This window comes from Bradyrhizobium sp. AUGA SZCCT0176 (genome assembly GCF_018130145.1).
Taxonomy (GTDB): domain Bacteria; phylum Pseudomonadota; class Alphaproteobacteria; order Rhizobiales; family Xanthobacteraceae; genus Bradyrhizobium.
Genome location: NZ_JAFCMB010000013.1, coordinates 46,080 through 62,669, shown reverse-complemented (window position 1 = coordinate 62,669; position 16,590 = coordinate 46,080). Strand labels below are relative to the sequence as shown.

Genomic DNA, 16,590 nt, shown 5'->3' with positions numbered 1-16,590 from the left:
ACCGTCGCGGCGCTCGCTCTCCACCGCCTAAGGAAACACTCCATGAAGAAGTCATCCGCCATTCGTGTCGCGCTCGTTGCGCTGACGGCTTTCGCCGGCGCCGCGCTGTCCTCCGTCGCCCGTGCCGATGAGGGCACCATCGCGATGACGATCTACAAGGCCGGATGGGTCATCGGCGGCTCCGGCGGCAGCGGCACGCTGAACTTCCGCGGCAGGCGCTACGCGCTCTCCACCGGCGGGCTGGACTACGGCCTGGTGTTCGGCGGCTCGAAGACGGTGCTGCGCGGCCGCGTCAGCAACATCTACCGCCCGTCCGACGTCGCAGGCGTCTATGGCGCGGCGGGCGCGGGCCTTGCGATCGGCCGCGGCGCGCGCGCGATCGTGCTGACCAACCAGAAGGGCGCAGTGCTCGAACTCGCCGGCCAGCAGACCGGCCTGATGGCGAATGCGGATTTGAGCGGGCTCGCGATTACGCTGAGGTAACGCGAGGTGCGTAGGGTGGGTTAGGCGAAGCCGTAACCCACCATCTTTGCTCATCACGTGGTGGGTTACGCCTTCGGCTAACCCACCCTACGATTTCTTGCTGACCATTGCGTGAATCGCTTCGCAATGGCGCACGAGATTGGGATGATCCGACACGAACGCTTTCAGCGGCGTCGGGATCGGGAAGAAGTGGATGTTGGCGATGAAGCCGTAGATGCCGGCATCGACGCTGGTCGGCGTCACCCCATGCACATATCCATCCGCCGGAATCAAATCGGCCAGCACCTGCAAGTCAGCCAGCCCGCGCGCGTAGGCCTGGTCGGGCGTGTAGCGGCCGATGCCCTGGTAATAATAGCGCTGCGCGTTGTAGTCCCGCGCCTTGTTCAGCCCGGCTGCGTCGATCTGCGAATGCTGGGCCATGAAGCCGTCGCGGAACGCGGGGAAATAGCGATCGTCCTTCCAGCGCGAATACGACATCACCCAATAGAGATCGTCGAGCATGCGCGTGACCAGATGATCGGTCATGCGCTGCGCAGGTGTCAGCGCTGCGTCGATGGTGAGGCGATATTTTCGCACCAGATGCGCGATGATGGTCTCGCTGTCGCCGATCGTTTCGCCGTCGTCGACGATGTAAGGCAGCTGCCCGCGCGGCGCCGCCGAGGCGTCGAACACATGCTCATGGACGAACGGAACGCCCGTGAGCTTGAGGAAGGCGAACACTTTCAGCCCATAGCCGTTATTGTCGGCGACGCCGAACAGTTCTGGATAGGAATAAAGCGTCAGCATCGGCTCACCGCGCCTTCAGCGACGCCACGCCCTCGATCTCGATCAGCATCTGCGGGTTCGGCAGCGCCACCACCACGCAGGTGGTGCGCGCCGGATAGGGCGCCGGCCCGAACGCTTCCGCATAGAGCTTGTTCATGGTGGCGACATCGGATGCGCGCGTCAGCAGCACGTTGACCTTGACCAGGTCGCGGAACGTCGCGCCGGCCTCAACGAGGATGCGCTTGATGTTGATCACGACGTTGCCGAACTGCGCCTCGAACGTATCTGGCAGCGCGCCTTTTTCGTCGAAGCCGGGAATGCCTGAGATGAACAGCAGATCGCCGACGCGGGCGGCAAACGACAGCGGCGGCGACTTGATGCCGGCGGGAGGGAGGAAATGCTGAATGGGCATGGGGCGCCTCGATTGATGTGAATTATAGCCCGCATGAGCATAGCGACATGCGGGATTTCTGCCAGTCCCGGATGTCGCTCGGTGCATCCGGCCTACGCTACGTCGTCCCGGCGAAGGCTCAGATGCGCAATTGCGCATCGGGGGACCCATAGCCACCAGCGATAATTGTCTTGCGCGCTCATCGTTATCCTTCGTTTCGACAACAGGGGCCGCGGCGTATGGGTCCCGGCCTTCGCCGGGACGACGCGTGGATATGGTTCCACATCCTCGCGGCGCGATACGCCCGAGCTTTGCGTCACTTGCCGCCCTCAAATAGAGAGGGCGCAGGGAATGCCGGATGCGCGCTGCACCCGCGGTCCCGTGTGCGGTTAGTGCTAAGTAGGCTGCACACGAGCATACAGGGCAGCGGAGAACATCCGACATTCCCTGCGCAGTGGCTTTACGGCTTATATCGTGCTCTCCCCGGCGACGAGTTCTTTGTTGTCACCGTCGCTGACGGATTAAGGCTGATCGAACCCGGTTGGGCCAACTTCACCTCCGCCAGCTTGACATCAGCAACGGATGCCAGGACCACACGGTTTTGCCGTACGCATTGGCGCCGTTCGTCTGCGTGCCGATGACCGCTCACGGCAAAACCGCCCTGCGATCTCGTTTCACGCCTGACGCCAACGCGTCCACCGCTCCCCGCCCAACGTCCGTGACGACGGCCGACGCCCTTCTGATCAGGGCGGGATGGGCATACAGGAACACTGATTTGGGGTTCGGTAAAAGAGAAATATTTTTTGCTCCGGGGCTTGACATGATTTCCGCAAATCAGAACTGATTTGCCCGTCGGGTTACTTTGTCGCAGGTAGATCGCGAGATTGCGCTTGCGCGCGGGGCGACGCAGCTTCGTAGGGTGGGTTAGCGAAGCGTAACCCACCGTTGCGGAACCAATTCCATGTGTTCGCGAGAATGGCGGATTACTCCGCTAATCCGCCCTACACGCCTCTACTCCGGCCCGGGAACGTCGAGCCCGTCGGTGGTGTACTGGCGGATCTTGTTGCGCAGCGTGCGCACGGAAAAGCCGAGCACCCGCGCGGCGCGCGTGCGATTGCCGTCGCACCGGACCAGCGTCTGCACCACGAGCTCGCGCTCGACCGCCTCGACGGTGGAGCCGATCAGCATCGGAACGATTTCATGGGGCGTAAGTTCGTGGGGTACAAGATCTTGGGGCGCAAGGCTTTGCGGATCCGGCGATGAAAACTCCGGCGCGCCGGAAAAGCGCTCAAGGGACTCTTGGGTCATCAACACCTCCCGATCAACGCTAGCCCCCAAACACGGAGCAGAAGCATCAGGAATCAACGGCCCCCAAGCCGCTGAGGGGAAGGTGGGCGGAAATGGTTAACGAAATGCTAACGGGAGAAAAAGAAGACCTGCGCTACTCCTGGTTGGAGCGCGAAGTTCTGGAGTTCCTGGTCTATAGCCCGCATGAGCCAACGGGTCGCGCGAATGCGCGCCCGATGACAGGCTCCGCGATATGCGGGATTCCCACCATCCCCGGATGTCGCTGCGCTCATCCGGGCTGCGTCCGCTAGCGCACCGGCTCCTTGGCCTGTTCGTCGGCTGCGGTCGTTTCCGCCGTCTTGCTCGAGCGGATCATCAAAAATGTCCCCGAGAGCGTAGCGCCCGGCAGTCGCCAGCGGCCGCTGATCTCCGTGGCGTCGGCATTGACCGTGCCTTCATAGAAGACCTTGTCATAGCCGTAGCCCGGAGGTTCGTACGTCTTGACGAACGAAACCGCGCTGCCGGATCGGTGACCTGAAATCGAAGCGTTGTGGGTGCTCACCGGGCAGCCTGATGTCATGCAGGGTTCGGTCACGCTTCCTCCGACCGCGCCACCGGAATCGATGAGCGTCGCCAGGAACGTGACCATTCCAGTTGACGGCTGAATATAGGTGCCGTCCCAGACGCCGGTCAGATCGTCGGTCATTGGGGTTCAGGTGAGTAAGGGTACGGCTTCGGCGCGCAAGTTGAATAAGCAACTCTTTCGTATTTCGAACACTGTCTCCCGCGGGAGGGATGGCGCTCGGAGACACGTTTAAGAAAGCGGCCAAGTTGTGCTTATCCGCCAGCAGCCAACTTTCGACTTCGTGAAATGCGAAGCGGACATGAATGTTCTTCGGCTGGCGCGTTTGAAACCAGTTATGAATTGCGTCACTCGGACAAGTTGTTCCCAGTTCATCTCCATCTAAGAATACTAAGAATTTTAGCGAAATGGCCGATCTGCGAATTTGATCAACGCGGTTTTGAAAGTACGAAATCCGACGTGAGGCATGCCGGAGATACGCTTACCAATTGCTACTTTTAGACGGATGCCCGGGTCAAGCCCAGGCATCCGAGAACCCCTCACAACACCCGATTGCTCTCCTTCACCTTCTCCGCGTCCAGATACACCTGTCCGCCCATGTCCTTGAACTTCTGCGACATCGTCGCCATCCCATCTTCGATCACGCCCGACATCGACATGCCGACGCTGCCCGCCACCGCGCGCTTGTCGGGGTCGTTCAGCGTGGCGGCGTAGTCGCGTACGTCCTGCGTGATCTTCATCGAGCAGAATTTTGGGCCGCACATCGAGCAGAAATGGGCGACCTTGTGGGCTTCCTTGGGCAGTGTTTCGTCGTGATAGGCGCGGGCGGTTTCGGGGTCCAAGCCGAGGTTGAACTGGTCCTCCCAGCGGAAGTCGAAGCGGGCGCGGGAGAGGGCGTCGTCGCGCAGTTGGGCTGCCGGGTGGCCTTTGCCGAGATCGCTGGCGTGGGCGGCGATCTTGTAGGTGATGACGCCGACCTTGACGTCGTCGCGGTTGGGCAGGCCGAGATGCTCCTTCGGCGTCACGTAGCAGAGCATCGCGCAGCCGAACCAGCCGATCATGGCGGCGCCGATGCCTGACGTGATGTGGTCATAGCCCGGCGCGATGTCGGTCGTCAGCGGGCCCAAGGTGTAGAACGGCGCTTCGCCGCATTCCTTGAGCTGCTTGTCCATGTTGATCTTGATCTTGTGCAGCGGCACGTGGCCGGGGCCTTCGATCATGACCTGGCAGCCTTTCTTCCAGGCGATCTGCGTCAGTTCGCCCAGCGTCTCCAACTCGGCGAATTGCGCGCGGTCGTTGGCATCCGCAATCGAGCCCGGACGCAGGCCGTCGCCGAGCGAGAACGACACGTCGTATTTGCGCATGAGGTCGCAGATCTCTTCGAAGTGGGTGTAGAGGAAGCTTTCCTTGTGATGCGCCAGGCACCACTTCGCCATGATCGAGCCGCCGCGCGACACGATGCCGGTGACGCGGTTGGCGGTGAGGTGGATGTAGGGCAGGCGCACGCCGGCGTGGATGGTGAAATAGTCGACGCCCTGTTCGCACTGCTCGATCAGCGTGTCCTTGTAGAGCTCCCAGGTCAGCTTGACGGGATCGCCGTCGCACTTCTCCAGCGCCTGGTAGATCGGAACCGTGCCGATCGGAATCGGCGCATTTCGAAGGATCCATTCCCGCGTCGTGTGGATGTTGCGGCCGGTGGAAAGGTCCATCACGGTGTCGGCGCCCCAGCGGATCGCCCACACCATCTTGTCGACTTCCTCCTCGACCGACGAGGTCACCGCGGAGTTGCCGATATTGGCGTTGATCTTGGTGAGGAAATTGCGGCCGATGATCATCGGCTCGAGTTCGCCATGGTTGATGTTGCAGGGAATGATGGCGCGGCCGCGCGCGATCTCAGAGCGCACGAATTCCGGCGTCACGAATGCGGGTACCGCGGCGCCGAAGCTCTCGCCGTCGGCGATGGCGGCTTCCGCGCGCTCGAGCTGCACCTTGCGGCCGAGGTTTTCGCGGGTCGCGACGTAGATCATCTCCTTGGTGATGATGCCGGCGCGGGCGAATTCGAGCTGCGTGATCATGTGGTCACCTGTCCCGCGCAGCGGCTTGTGGTGCGCGGTGAAGGCCTTTGCGGCATGGGAAGCGCCGACATTGCCGTTGTCTTCCGGCTTGATGTCGCGGCCTTCATACTCCTCGACGCCGCCGCGCTCCTTCACCCATTCGATGCGCGCGCGCTTGAGGCCGGCGTTGACGTCGATGGTGACGTCAGGATCGGTGTAGGGACCGGAGGTGTCGTAGACTGGCAGGTTCGGCTCGCCGGCGCCTTCGCTCAAAATGATCTCGCGCAGGGGAACGCGTACATCCGGCGCCTCGTCGGGCGTGACCCAGATCTTGCGCGAGGCGGGCAGCGGCCCGGTGGTGACGGCGGGCAGGGTGGTGTCGGGGTTGGAGCGGATGTTCATGTTATCCTCCGTTGAATTTCTGATTGGTTGGTGTCGTCATTGCGAGCGCAGCGAAGCAATCCATCGGGCAGCGTCGCCGGTGATAGATGGATTGCTTCGTCGCTTGCGCTCCTCGCAATGACGGTGGTTGGTGTGAGCATCATCACGCGGCCTTCGCATCCTGGCCGAGCCATTGCCGTACCCGCGCATCGGGGTCGGTGTTCTGGGTGACGTCGGAGACAACAGCGATCGAGTCGGCGCCGGCGGCAAAGATCTCGGCTGCCTGTTCGAACTTGATGCCGCCGATCGCGACCAGCGGGATGTCGCCGATGCGCTTTTTCCATTCGGTGATCTTTGGAATGCCCTGCGGGGCGAAGCGCATCGATTTCAGCGTGGTCGGGAAGATCGGCCCCAGCGCAATGTAATCCGGCGCTGCGCGCAGCGCGGTCGCCAGTTCCTCGTCGTCATGGGTGGAGATGCCGAGCGTCAGCTTTGCTTTGCGGATTTCGTCGAGATCGGCGTCGGCAAGATCTTCCTGGCCGAGATGCAGATGCTCCGCGCCGGCCACAATCGCCGCGCGCCAGTAATCATTGACCACGAGTTTTGTGGACGTGCCCTTGGTGACCGCGAGCGCGTCGCTGACGATCTGCAGCGCCTCGGAGTCATTCAAGTCCTTGGCGCGCAGCTGGATGGTGCCGACGCCGAGGGCGGTCAGCCGGGCTACCCATCTGACGCTGTCGACGACGGGATAGAATTTATCAGGATACGGCATGCCAGAACGGTGTCCCGATGACAGGGGTTGAAGGGGAGGCGAAATCGCGGGCTTCCATCAGCCCGGCCTCATAAGCGGTACGTCCAGCCTCGACGCCGAGACGAAACGCATTCGCCATCACGACGGGGTCGGCGGCTTTGGCGATGGCCGTGTTGAGCAGCACCGCGTCGTAGCCGAGTTCGAGGGCGTGGGCCGCATGCGACGGCGCGCCCAAACCGGCGTCGACCACCAGCGTGATGTCAGGCAGCCGGTCGCGCAGCAGTTTTAAGGCATCGCGGTTGGTGATGCCCTTGGCGCTGCCGATCGGGGCTGCCCATGGCATCACGACCTTGCAGCCGGCGTCGACCAGCCGCATCGCCACCCCGAGGTCTTCGGTGCAGTAGGGAAATACTTCAAAGCCGTCCTTGATCAGGATGCCGGCGGCCTCGACGAGGCCAACCACGTCGGGCTGCAGCGTGTCGTTGTCGGCGATCACTTCCAGCTTGATCCAGGGCGTGCCGAACAATTCGCGCGCCAGTTTTGCGGTGGTGACGGCTTCCTTGACGCTGCGGCAGCCCGCGGTGTTTGGCAGCACTGACACGTCGAGCTCGCGGATCAGCGACCAGAAAGCATCGCCAGTCTTGCCGCCGGCGGCTTCCCGCCGCAGCGACACGGTGACGATGCCAGCGCCGGACGCGCGGATAGCGCCTTGCATGATCGCAGGCGAGGGGTAGAGCGCGCTGCCAATCAGGAGGCGGGAAGAGAAGGTTTTGCCGTAGAAATTCAGCATGGCGATAACATTCCGTTGTCGTCCCGGCGAAGGCCGGGACCCATACGCCGTGACATCTCGTTAAGGCACGGTGTCAGAGACCTTTCGTAACCACGCAGGCCGGTGGTTATGGGTCCCGGCGTTCGCCGGGACGACGGGTGGAGAGAGGTTGCGATCATCAACTCACCCTCCCTGCCTTGGCGTGATGATCTCGATCTCGTCGCCGCTCTTGATCGGCGTCTCGGCCCAGCGGCTCTTCGGCAGCACGTCGTAATTCAGCGCGATCGCGAAATGCGTGCCTTCGTATTCGAGCTCGCGCAGCAGCGCATCGACGCTTGACGCGTTGATCTCTCGCGCCTCGCCATTGATGGTTACACGCATTGCATCACCTCATTGTCGATCACGCCGCGCTTGATGTAGCCAAGCGTCAGCTCTGCCAGCGCCGGGGCCAGCAGAAAGCCGTGGCGATAGAGTCCGTTGACGGCGATCTTTTCATCGTTGATGGCGATCCGCGGCAGATTGTCGGGAAAGGCCGGGCGCAGCCCCGAGCCGAATTCGACGATGCGCGCTTCGGCGAATGCCGGATGCACCGCGTAGGCGGCGCCCAATAGTTCCAGCGCCGAGCGCACGCTGACGCCGGTGTCCTCGGCTTCGATCGAGGTCGCGCCCAGCATGAACCTGCCGTCGCCGCGCGGGATCACATAGAGCGGCCAGCGCGGATGGATCAGCCGGATCGGGCGCGCCAGTTCGACCTCTGAGGTCTCGACGATGATCATCTCGCCCTTGACGCCGCGCAGCTCCGGCTGCGCGTCTCGCGCGGCGAGGCCGCGGCAATCGATCACGAGGCCGTCGAGATCGTCCGCGCAGGCGTCATGGTCAAACTTGATCTGGCCGCCGGCCGCGGCGATACGCGCGTGCAGTTCCGGCAGCACGCGCCGCGGCTCGACATGGCCTTCATCGGCGTAAAACAGCCCGTCGCGGAAACGGCCTTCCAGCGACGGTTCGAGTTCGCGCAAAGCTAGCGCGTCCAGCCTGACATGGCCTGACGTGAGTTTGGCAAAACGCTCGAAATCGGCGCGGTCGCGCGGATGCGCCACGACCAGCGATCCGTTGAACGGCGTTTCCGGGAAATGCTCGCGCCAGAGGTCGAGCGAGCGGATGCCGAGCCGGCCGATCACGGGTTCGGACGCTTCGGCCTCGCACCAGGGCGCCAGCATGCCGCCGGCCCAATGGCTGGTGGACAGCGTCATCCCGGCGTCACTGCGCTCGTACAAGGTGACGGCATGGCCGGCTTGCGCGAACAGCAACGCCTGCCACGCGCCGGCAATGCCGGCGCCGATAATAGATACAGGGGAATCCCCCCGCGGCTTGAAACCCTGAAACATCCCTGTCCCTTCGCCGGCATGACCCGGATCAGGTTCAAAGGGTCACCGCGGTCCCAAACCGTGCCATTTGGCAGGTCCAAGCTTGCGGTATCTCAGCTCCTCATCGGAGCTCCCCTCGGAACAGGTCTAATGTAGGCCGATGTGGGGGCGTGTCAACGCGGCTTGGCGCCGTTTGCACCTGATAAGGCGTCTGGCGGGTGCGGAACTTGCGGCTTCGCCTCGGCGAGTTTCTTCGGACGCTTCTTCGGGATCGGGACCAGCGTCGCCGCCGCTTTCGGCTTTTCGACCGCTTCGGCCGGTTTCAAAGCTTGTTTCGGCTCAATAGCGGCTTCCGTCGCCTCCACCGGGGCGTCGCTGGCCGGCGCGATGTTCCTTGGCAGGGCGCTCGCCAGCACCGGTCCGGGCTGGTTCAGCCGTTCCAGCCGCTGGCGCTTTGCGACGTAATAATAGCCGCCGGCATAAAGGCGCACGGCGCGGTCCTGGTTGCCGTTGGCAGCGCGCCAGGCGCCAGCGAGGTATTTCACGCCATAGGCGAGGTTGGTGGCGGGATCGCGCAGGCCGGCCGCGTCGCCGGTGTAACCGACGCCGCGCGCGGTCGCGAGCTTGATCTGCATCAGCCCGATGGTGCCGCCGCGTCCGACCAGATCCGGATGATATTTGCTTTCGCGAACGATTACGCGATGCACCAGCGCTTCCGGCACATTGTTGGCGCTGGCATGGGCGGCGACCAGGCTTTCATATTGCGCGCGCTGTTGCGCTGCAGCTGGTGGCGCAACCAAACAAGCTGCCACGACGGCGAACGAGGCCAGGTTCAGCAAAGCTTTCATCAAACAATCAAAGCCTTCATCAAAAATCTCGGTCGCAACCTGCGCGTTAACGATTTGCGTAACACGATTATTGCGGAGGAGCGACCGGCAATAGAGGAAAAATTCGACGCCATTGCGGCGATTGGTTCGAACAGCATTGCGGCGATTCGTCCGAGCATGAATGTCGTGCAAATGATTCGAGGAGGGTTTAAAAGACTTCGCGACAGCGTGTTCAGTTTCGACAGCAAAGCTGTCTATTTCAAATACAAAACAAGAATATCAGCGAGGGGAGATGCGCCATGGCTCGACTGGATTCCAGCTATTTGCCCCGTGAGAATCCCTGTGCCCAATGCGGAACGCCGATCTCGAGACCCGACTGGATCGAAAGCAACGCGGGCCGTACGTCCTTCCTGTGGTATTGCCGCGCCTGCGACTATCAGTTCGAGGCGGTCGCGATCTACGAGGAATCGCATCCGGATTCACTGGCGGCCTGAATATCTCCTCCCTCTCCCCGCTCTTGCGGGGAGAGGGTCGGGGTGAGGGGCTCTATCAGCGAGCGTTGGCAGCAGAGGGACCAGTACCCCCTCACCCGGATTGCTTCGCAATCCGACCTCTCCCCGCAAGCGGGGCGAGGTGACCAAGCTCATCCGCCAGAAACTAAGCCGCAACGCTCTGCTGATGAACCGGCAGCTGGATGCGCACGACCAGCCCACGCGGCTGCCGGTCGTGCAGTGACAGCGTGCCGCCATGGGCGAGCACGATGGCGTTGGCGATGGAAAGGCCGAGGCCGAAGCCCGCGGCTTCATCCATGTTGCGGGCGTCGTCGCCGCGCACGAACGGCTCCAGCATGTTCTGCTTCTGCGCATCCGAAATACCGGGGCCGTCGTCTTCGACGTCGATCGTGATCTGATCGCCCGATACGCGAAGACGGATGACGGCCTCGGCGCCGAACCGCACGGCATTTTCCACGAGGTTTGTAACGCTGCGGTGCAGATCGTCGGGCCGCACCGTCGCCATCGCATGCGCGGGGCCGTCGTAAGCGACCTTGCGTCCCATGTCGCCGAACTGATCGGTGATCAGTTGCAGCGTGCTGGCGACGTCGGCCAGCGTCATCGATTCAAGCCTGCGGTCGTTGCGCAGGAACGACAGCACCGATTCCAGCATCGCGCGCATCTGGTCGAGATCGTCAAGCATGCGGCTGCGATGGGTTTCGTCCTCGATGAATTCGGAACGAAGCCGCATTCTTGTGATCGGCGTGCGCAGATCGTGGCTGATGGCGGCGAGCATTTTGGTGCGGTCGTCGATCAGGCCGGTGATGCGCGCGCGCATCCGGTTCAGCGCCCGTGCCACCGAGCGGATTTCCTCCGGTCCGCGCTCGGGCAGCGGCGCCGCCGCGCCATTGAGGCTGAAGCTTTCGGCGGCCTTTGCGAACGACGACAATGGCGCGGTCAGCGCGCGAGCCGCCCAAAGGCCGAGCAGGGTGACGCTGATGACCGCAAACAGCAGCGTCATCATCCACGGTCCGCCCAGGAAGGGTGGTGGCCGGTGCTGGTCCGGCATCACATTCGCCGAAACCATCGCGCCGTCCGGCAAGGCCACGCCGATCTTGCGGACGTCTCCGTCCGGCGGCAGCGGGAAGATGCGAAAATCGCGGCCGAGCCGCCGCTGCAGGCCGCGCAGATTGCCCTCGGGTTCGCGCGCCTCCGGCGTCAAGCCCGGCGGCAGGATCTGGATCCCGAGTTGCGGAAAGGCGCGCGCGATGTCGCCTGACAGCCGCGGCCGTTCGGAGGCAGGCGCCGCGCCGAGCAGTTGGACGGCGCTGGCGAGCTGGCCGTGCCCGCGGTCGAACGAGGGATCCGGCTGGTCGGGCCGGTGCAGCCAGAAACCCGTCGTGATGATCAGATGCAGCGCTGCGATCGAGACGATGACGAGGGCCGCGATCTGGCCGCTGATGCCGCGAAGATTCAGAAAGCCCAAAAGCTTCATGATCACCTGCCGCCGGCGGTCACCGCCTCGACTCCTGTCGCTTCAACTCTCGGCGTGAACATGTAGCCCCCCGAGCGCACCGTCTTGATCATGGTGGCTTCCAGCGGATCCGGTTCGATCTTGCGGCGGATGCGGCTGACCAGCACGTCGATAGAGCGCTCGAACGAGCCGGCGTTGCGGCCCTGGGTGAGGTCGAGCAGGCTGTCGCGCGACAGCACGCGGCCGGGCCGCTCGCAGAAGGTCCGCAGCAGGTCGAATTCGGCGCTGGTCATGGCGACGCGCGCGCCCTCGGGATTGCGCAGCTCGCGCAGCCGGCAGTCGATCCGCCAACCCAGAAATGTCAGCACGCTCGCGCCTTCGACCGCGCTGGCGGTTTGCGCGGCCGCCTGCCGGCGCAGCACCGCGTTGATCCGCGCCAGCAATTCGCGCGGGTTGAACGGCTTGGGCAGATAATCGTCGGCGCCCATCTCCAGGCCGAGGATGCGGTCGACGTCCTCGCCGCGCGCGGTGAGCATGATGATCGGGGTCTGCGACGTCGCGCGCACCTTGCGGCACAGGCTGAGACCATCCTCGCCCGGCAGCATGACGTCGAGGATCAAGAGGTCGACGCGATGGTCGGTCATGGCGCGGGCCATCTCCCGGCCGTCGCTCGCCGTGGTGACGTTGCAGGAATTGTTGCGCAGATATTTCGCGATCAGCGTGCGCGTCTCGCGGTCGTCCTCGACTACGAGGATGTTGGGTTGTGCCTGGGCCATGTCGACCTTTTGTCGGTGATTCGGGGGTGCGGGCGAAGGATTTTTGTTTCCCAATGTTTCCAGATGGAGTCGGGCAATACGGGGCAACAGGTCAGGGAGCGGCTGCAAAGACCTCGTTAAGACCGTTAACCCTACGGTCGTGACGTCTCTTACCACCGCTTGCTACGAAACTTTGGAGCCATCATGACCTCGATTTCGGCGGCCTCGGCCCAGTCCTACCAGTCGCCCCTTCAGAAGTTGCAGAACGAGTTGCTGTCGGAAGTCAATTCCGGCGTCATCAGCTCGTCGGACAAGGATGCGCTGTCGGCGGCGCTGACCGATATCGACTCGGCGATGCAGTCCAGCCGGGCCAGCGACCAGGCCAGCGGCGTTCGGCCCTCGCCCGAGGAGATGAAGTCGAAGATCGACGATCTGATCAGCAGCCAGGTTTCCAGCGGCAAGCTGACCAGCGAGCAGGCCACCGAATTGCAGGGCGTCTTCAAGGCCGCGTTCGCCAATGGCCCCGGCGGGGCTGGTGGTCCGGGCGGACCGGGTGGTCCCGGCGGCGCCGGTGGTCCGCCTCCCGGCGGTCCGCCGCCCGCTGACGGCGCGTCCTCGAGTGACGACACTTCTTCGAGCACCACTTCGCTCGACGACATCCTCAAGCAGTTTTTGCAGACGCTGCAGGAATCACTGTCGGCGTCGTCATCCACGAGCTACAGCGCGACCGGCAGCTCGAGCACATCGAGCACCAGTGCCTCGTTCTCGGCGCTGCTGATCGACTACCAAAGCTGATCTAGCCAACGCAGCGATACGTCGCAGCCATCCTTCCTTGCTGAAAGGGAAGGGTGGCTGTCTCATTTTGCGGTGCGGGAACCGGCCACCGGCTGGAGCGTTAGATCATTGATTTTATGTGTGGAGGGTCCGATGGCAATCGACGTCATGACCAAGCCGCATCAGTTGATCGCGAGCGATCGTGTCGAAGGCACCGCGGTGCGACGACCGAACGGCGACATGATCGGGCATATCGAACGGCTGATGATCGACAAGATCTCCGGCAAAGTATCTTACGCCGTGTTGAGTTTCGGCGGGTTCCTGGGCATGGGCACCAACCTGCTTCCGTTGCCCTGGGGCCGGCTCAGCTACAACACCAAATTCGAAGCTTACGAACTCGACATCGACGATGAAGAATTGAAGCGCGCGCCGTCATTCCGCGCCGACAAGGATTTCGATTGGGGCGATCGCGCGCAGGAAGCGGAACTGCATCGCTACTACGGCATGCCGCCATACTGGAGCGGCTTCTAGCGCGCTTTCGAGCGAAGTGGGTACCGGGTTCGCGGTGAAGAAAGCGCGTCCAAAGAGAACTCTTGTCGCATGTTCCATTGGAACACTTGTTCATGTCACGGGTTTTCTCAGCACGATTTCGAAACTGAGGAGAACCGATATGTTAGCCAAATATACCATCGCCGGCCTGGCCGGTTCTGCGTTGCTTGCGACTGTCGCGTTCGCGCAATCACCGACGGCTCCCGCTGAAACCAGCAAGGCACCTGCGCCCGCCGCTGAAATGAGCAAGGCGCCAGCGCCTGCGACAGCGTCGGACATGTCTTCGTCGTTCCAGGGCACCTGGCGCGCCTCGAAGATGGTCGGCCTGAGCGTGTACAACGACAAGAATGAAAGCCTTGGCTCGATCAACGACCTGCTCACCGACAAGAGCGGTGACATCAAGGCCGTCGTGATCGGCGTTGGCGGCTTCCTCGGCGTAGGCGAGCATCTGGTTGCGGTGCCGCTCGACAAGGTCAAGTTCGTGATGGAGCCCGTCGCCTATACCGGCGCCGCAAATACGCCCGCCAGCGGCGGCGCACGGCCGGGATCGACCACGACCACGGGTGCGGCCACGGCGCCTGCGGCAAAGCCGAATCCCTGGTATCCGGATCACGCCGTACTCAGCGCGACCAAGGATGAGCTGAAGGCGATGAGCGAGTTCAAATATACGACCAACTAGGCTCGCGACCTTAAGTTACGACTGATCTGGAAAGGCCGGTCGGCATCATTGCCGCCCGGCCTTTTGTTTTGCTGAAGCTCGCTCTGCGTGCAATTGCTGCACCGCATCCTATCAGGTCTGAAATCCCGATGTTAGGCTGAGGCGCGGCAGGAGCACCATAAGTCCTGCCTGTAACATCAACGGGAGGACGACATGGCTGAGAGCGTCTACAAGGTGATTGAGCTGATCGGTACCAGCAAGGACTCCTGGGAAAAGGCCGCGACCGCGGCCGTCGCGAGGGCCGGAAAGTCCTTGCGCGATCTTCGCGTCGCCGAAATCGTGCAACTCGATCTGCAACTGGACGCCAAGGGCAAGGTCGAAGCCTACCGCGCCAAGGTGAAAGTCTCGTTCAAATTCGAAGGCTAGAATGTAGGGTGGGCAAAGACGCGCAAGCGTCGTGCCCACCATTTTCTTCTCGGCAAAGATCTGGTGGGCACGGCGTAAGGACGCCTTGCCCACCCTACGATCTGTCAGCAAGGACGGCGCTACAATCCCGGCAGCGTGGTCACAAACACATTGATGGCGCCTTCGGCTTCCGCGATCACGCGCAGCGTTTTCGAATCGAAGGCGATGTCGGCCAATCTCAGCTTGGTGATCTCGGCGGCGACGCGAATGCCGTCCTCGTTCTTCTGGAAGTCCGCGATCACGGCGGCGATCTTTTTCTGCGCATTGCTGGCGAACGGCTTGAGGTCGACGGTGGCCTTGTCCGCCAGCGCCTTCTGCAGATGTGGCATCGCCGCGCGCGCCGCGGCGCCGAGCAGGCCGAACGCCGCTTCCGACTCGACCGCGAGTTCGACATCGGTCAACCGCAGGGTCTGCTGTGTCTGATCGAGCACCGGCTTGCCCCAGATATGAACATTGGCCTCGCCGCCGAAGCCGAAGAAACTCTTCTTCTCCTTGGCGTTCACCAACAGCGAAATCAGCAGGCGATTGCCGGATGCCGCCACCGTGGCGCGCTTCACGGTGACGTCGACTGAACCCGAACCGTCCTCGGGAAAGGTCTTTCCGGCGAACTGCGCCTCGACGATCTTGTTGATGTCGGTGAAGGGCATGTCGACGGGGACGCCGATGGCAACCCGGCCCGGCGTCGGCGGCACGATCGAGATGGTGGCGGGGAACGGGCAACTGGGCTTGGTCTCGACCGGGGTAATGCGGGTCTCCGCCTCGATGCCTAGCGTCAGTATCAGCGCCTGCGCGTCGACGCGCGGTTGGGCCGCGATCGCCCTTGTCGGCCGCAGCTCCAGCCACAGCGCCGGCAGAGAAGAGCTGGTGCCGGTGCCCTGCAGCGGGATCGAGCGACAGGCCTTGGCCCATTGCACCTTCGCGTTGTTTTCAAACGCGGGATCGTTACGCATCCGCGCCTGCACCAGGTTGATCTGATCGGCGACCGTCTTGTCGATCAGCGGCTTGACCTGGGCCGGCACGTTGATGCGGGCACCGGCCATTGTAACGCTGGTGTCGCCCAGATTCACCTGCGCGGCGAGATTGGGCTCGATGCGCCAGGCGGCGGCGATCTTCGGCCGCGCGGTGATGACGACATTGCCCTTGATCTCGGCTGACGCGTTGAGGTTCTTGATGTTCACGCTGCCGATCTGTTTGGCGACGTTGCCGCCGAGCAGGCCGCCGAGCGCGTCGCCAACCGCCCCCGTTGCCTTTGCCGACAGCGAACCGGTGACGTTAAGCGTCCCGGTCAGCGGCGTCGTCAGCGTCAGCAGGTCCTGCCCGCCGGTCGCGGCGATCGGGCCGCGCGAGGCGGTCCAGCCGATATCGGCGTTCTGCAGGATCTGCGAGATGGGATTTTCCGCCTTGCCGTTGAAGGCGCGCGGCGAACCGCGATCGGCGGCGTCGCGGATCGCCGTCAGCGCCACCGCGATCGGCGCCATCACGGTGGAGCTGCGCGGGGCGGGAGCGAGCGGCGGCAATTCGACAAGCACCGGCGGCTTAACCGTGCCGCTCGGCGCCAGCCAATCCATAGCTTTCAGGCTGATCAGAAACGAGACCGCGATTACCGCGACCCCGATCAGGATCGTTTTGGAATGCATCGGCAGACGCATCGTCCCCCCGGACCGATTGAATTACTTCTCTTACAGGGGCGGCGAGGGGGGCGCCAGAGTGGGCCGGAACTCATCACGTTAATCCGTTAACACCGGGCACGCCGTAGCGGCGTGCGGACA

18 protein-coding genes, 1 pseudogene and 1 riboswitch are annotated in these 16,590 nt (G+C 63.1%); of the genes and pseudogenes, 6 read left to right on the top strand and 13 right to left on the bottom strand.

What is annotated here, in order from left to right; translation table 11 throughout:
• Positions 1 to 42: 42 nt before the first annotated feature.
• Positions 43 to 483, top strand: coding sequence for a hypothetical protein (locus JQ600_RS25715; RefSeq protein WP_212033840.1), 441 nt, complete (start codon positions 43 to 45; stop codon positions 481 to 483).
• Between the two features lie 87 nt (positions 484 to 570).
• On the opposite strand, the gene JQ600_RS25710 is transcribed toward JQ600_RS25715, so the two are convergent.
• From JQ600_RS25710 to JQ600_RS37010, 10 genes and pseudogenes are all read right to left on the bottom strand, one after another.
• Positions 571 to 1,269, bottom strand: coding sequence for a glutathione S-transferase family protein (locus JQ600_RS25710; protein WP_212389807.1), 699 nt, complete (start codon positions 1,267 to 1,269; stop codon positions 571 to 573).
• Positions 1,270 to 1,273: 4 nt separating this feature from the next.
• Positions 1,274 to 1,660, bottom strand: coding sequence for a RidA family protein (locus tag JQ600_RS25705; RefSeq protein ID WP_212389806.1), 387 nt, complete (start codon positions 1,658 to 1,660; stop codon positions 1,274 to 1,276).
• Positions 1,661 to 2,650: 990 nt separating this feature from the next.
• Positions 2,651 to 2,947, bottom strand: coding sequence for a helix-turn-helix domain-containing protein (locus JQ600_RS25700; RefSeq protein WP_212266757.1), 297 nt, complete (start codon positions 2,945 to 2,947; stop codon positions 2,651 to 2,653).
• Positions 2,948 to 3,233: 286 nt separating this feature from the next.
• Positions 3,234 to 3,632: a hypothetical protein gene (locus JQ600_RS25695; protein WP_212389805.1), complete on the bottom strand. Its 399-nt coding sequence runs from the start codon at positions 3,630 to 3,632 to the stop codon at positions 3,234 to 3,236.
• Between the two features lie 416 nt (positions 3,633 to 4,048).
• Complete coding sequence (gene thiC / locus JQ600_RS25690) at positions 4,049 to 5,965, bottom strand: phosphomethylpyrimidine synthase ThiC (protein WP_212389803.1); 1,917 nt, start codon at positions 5,963 to 5,965, stop codon at positions 4,049 to 4,051.
• A gap of 142 nt (positions 5,966 to 6,107) precedes the next feature.
• Positions 6,108 to 6,716: a thiamine phosphate synthase gene (locus JQ600_RS25685; RefSeq protein WP_212490147.1), complete on the bottom strand. Its 609-nt coding sequence runs from the start codon at positions 6,714 to 6,716 to the stop codon at positions 6,108 to 6,110.
• Positions 6,703 to 7,485, bottom strand: coding sequence for a thiazole synthase (locus JQ600_RS25680; protein WP_212389801.1), 783 nt, complete (start codon positions 7,483 to 7,485; stop codon positions 6,703 to 6,705). Before JQ600_RS25680 ends, JQ600_RS25685 begins: the two co-directional genes overlap by 14 nt.
• A gap of 162 nt (positions 7,486 to 7,647) precedes the next feature.
• Positions 7,648 to 7,845, bottom strand: a complete 198-nt coding sequence (gene thiS / locus JQ600_RS25675; RefSeq protein WP_212266746.1) for a sulfur carrier protein ThiS — start codon at positions 7,843 to 7,845, stop codon at positions 7,648 to 7,650.
• On the bottom strand, positions 7,836 to 8,849 hold the full coding sequence (locus JQ600_RS25670) for an FAD-dependent oxidoreductase (RefSeq protein ID WP_212389800.1): 1,014 nt from the start codon (positions 8,847 to 8,849) through the stop codon (positions 7,836 to 7,838). The genes thiS and JQ600_RS25670 overlap by 10 nt, the downstream gene beginning before the upstream one ends.
• A riboswitch (TPP riboswitch) is annotated at positions 8,837 to 8,975 on the bottom strand. It overlaps the preceding gene by 13 nt.
• Positions 8,976 to 9,265: 290 nt before the next feature.
• A pseudogene (locus tag JQ600_RS37010) lies at positions 9,266 to 9,676 on the bottom strand (transglycosylase SLT domain-containing protein); the annotation flags it as partial.
• A 278-nt stretch (positions 9,677 to 9,954) separates the two neighbouring features.
• Between JQ600_RS37010 and JQ600_RS25660 the strand changes: the two are divergent.
• Complete coding sequence (locus JQ600_RS25660) at positions 9,955 to 10,149, top strand: hypothetical protein (RefSeq protein WP_192738155.1); 195 nt, start codon at positions 9,955 to 9,957, stop codon at positions 10,147 to 10,149.
• 163 nt (positions 10,150 to 10,312) lie between these two features.
• Here the strand turns inward: JQ600_RS25660 and JQ600_RS25655 are convergent, their stop codons facing one another.
• Both JQ600_RS25655 and JQ600_RS25650 read right to left on the bottom strand, forming a co-directional pair.
• Positions 10,313 to 11,641, bottom strand: coding sequence for an ATP-binding protein (locus JQ600_RS25655; RefSeq protein WP_212389798.1), 1,329 nt, complete (start codon positions 11,639 to 11,641; stop codon positions 10,313 to 10,315).
• 2 nt (positions 11,642 to 11,643) lie between these two features.
• Positions 11,644 to 12,396: a response regulator gene (locus JQ600_RS25650; protein ID WP_212389797.1), complete on the bottom strand. Its 753-nt coding sequence runs from the start codon at positions 12,394 to 12,396 to the stop codon at positions 11,644 to 11,646.
• Positions 12,397 to 12,579: 183 nt separating this feature from the next.
• On the opposite strand from JQ600_RS25650, the gene JQ600_RS25645 reads away from it, so the two are divergent.
• From JQ600_RS25645 to JQ600_RS25630, 4 genes are all read left to right on the top strand, one after another.
• The gene (locus tag JQ600_RS25645; protein WP_212490146.1) at positions 12,580 to 13,170 is read left to right on the top strand and encodes a hypothetical protein; all 591 of its coding nucleotides are present in this window, start codon (positions 12,580 to 12,582) and stop codon (positions 13,168 to 13,170) included.
• Positions 13,171 to 13,302: 132 nt separating this feature from the next.
• Positions 13,303 to 13,680 carry a PRC-barrel domain-containing protein gene (locus JQ600_RS25640; protein ID WP_212266734.1) on the top strand — a complete coding sequence of 126 codons (378 nt, stop codon included), beginning with the start codon at positions 13,303 to 13,305 and terminating at the stop codon, positions 13,678 to 13,680.
• A gap of 139 nt (positions 13,681 to 13,819) precedes the next feature.
• Complete coding sequence (locus JQ600_RS25635; protein ID WP_212266732.1) at positions 13,820 to 14,377, top strand: PRC-barrel domain-containing protein; 558 nt, start codon at positions 13,820 to 13,822, stop codon at positions 14,375 to 14,377.
• A gap of 192 nt (positions 14,378 to 14,569) precedes the next feature.
• Positions 14,570 to 14,782, top strand: a complete 213-nt coding sequence (locus tag JQ600_RS25630) for a dodecin family protein (RefSeq protein ID WP_212266730.1) — start codon at positions 14,570 to 14,572, stop codon at positions 14,780 to 14,782.
• A gap of 119 nt (positions 14,783 to 14,901) precedes the next feature.
• Here the strand turns inward: JQ600_RS25630 and JQ600_RS25625 are convergent, their stop codons facing one another.
• Positions 14,902 to 16,470 (bottom strand): DUF4403 family protein, encoded by a 1,569-nt coding sequence (locus JQ600_RS25625; RefSeq protein ID WP_212266728.1) that lies wholly within the window; start codon positions 16,468 to 16,470, stop codon positions 14,902 to 14,904.
• Between the last annotated feature and the right edge of the window lie 120 nt (positions 16,471 to 16,590).

Coding starts and splice junctions, on each gene's coding strand:
- JQ600_RS25715 (WP_212033840.1), top strand. CDS start 43: ATGAAGAAGTCATCCGCCATTCGTGTCGCGCTCGTTGCGCTGACGGCT.
- JQ600_RS25710 (WP_212389807.1), bottom strand. CDS start 1,269: ATGCTGACGCTTTATTCCTATCCAGAACTGTTCGGCGTCGCCGACAAT.
- JQ600_RS25705 (WP_212389806.1), bottom strand. CDS start 1,660: ATGCCCATTCAGCATTTCCTCCCTCCCGCCGGCATCAAGTCGCCGCCG.
- JQ600_RS25700 (WP_212266757.1), bottom strand. CDS start 2,947: ATGACCCAAGAGTCCCTTGAGCGCTTTTCCGGCGCGCCGGAGTTTTCA.
- JQ600_RS25695 (WP_212389805.1), bottom strand. CDS start 3,632: ATGACCGACGATCTGACCGGCGTCTGGGACGGCACCTATATTCAGCCG.
- thiC (WP_212389803.1), bottom strand. CDS start 5,965: ATGAACATCCGCTCCAACCCCGACACCACCCTGCCCGCCGTCACCACC.
- JQ600_RS25685 (WP_212490147.1), bottom strand. CDS start 6,716: ATGCCGTATCCTGATAAATTCTATCCCGTCGTCGACAGCGTCAGATGG.
- JQ600_RS25680 (WP_212389801.1), bottom strand. CDS start 7,485: ATGCTGAATTTCTACGGCAAAACCTTCTCTTCCCGCCTCCTGATTGGC.
- thiS (WP_212266746.1), bottom strand. CDS start 7,845: ATGCGTGTAACCATCAATGGCGAGGCGCGAGAGATCAACGCGTCAAGC.
- JQ600_RS25670 (WP_212389800.1), bottom strand. CDS start 8,849: ATGTTTCAGGGTTTCAAGCCGCGGGGGGATTCCCCTGTATCTATTATC.
- JQ600_RS25660 (WP_192738155.1), top strand. CDS start 9,955: ATGGCTCGACTGGATTCCAGCTATTTGCCCCGTGAGAATCCCTGTGCC.
- JQ600_RS25655 (WP_212389798.1), bottom strand. CDS start 11,641: ATGAAGCTTTTGGGCTTTCTGAATCTTCGCGGCATCAGCGGCCAGATC.
- JQ600_RS25650 (WP_212389797.1), bottom strand. CDS start 12,396: ATGGCCCAGGCACAACCCAACATCCTCGTAGTCGAGGACGACCGCGAG.
- JQ600_RS25645 (WP_212490146.1), top strand. CDS start 12,580: ATGACCTCGATTTCGGCGGCCTCGGCCCAGTCCTACCAGTCGCCCCTT.
- JQ600_RS25640 (WP_212266734.1), top strand. CDS start 13,303: ATGGCAATCGACGTCATGACCAAGCCGCATCAGTTGATCGCGAGCGAT.
- JQ600_RS25635 (WP_212266732.1), top strand. CDS start 13,820: ATGTTAGCCAAATATACCATCGCCGGCCTGGCCGGTTCTGCGTTGCTT.
- JQ600_RS25630 (WP_212266730.1), top strand. CDS start 14,570: ATGGCTGAGAGCGTCTACAAGGTGATTGAGCTGATCGGTACCAGCAAG.
- JQ600_RS25625 (WP_212266728.1), bottom strand. CDS start 16,470: ATGCGTCTGCCGATGCATTCCAAAACGATCCTGATCGGGGTCGCGGTA.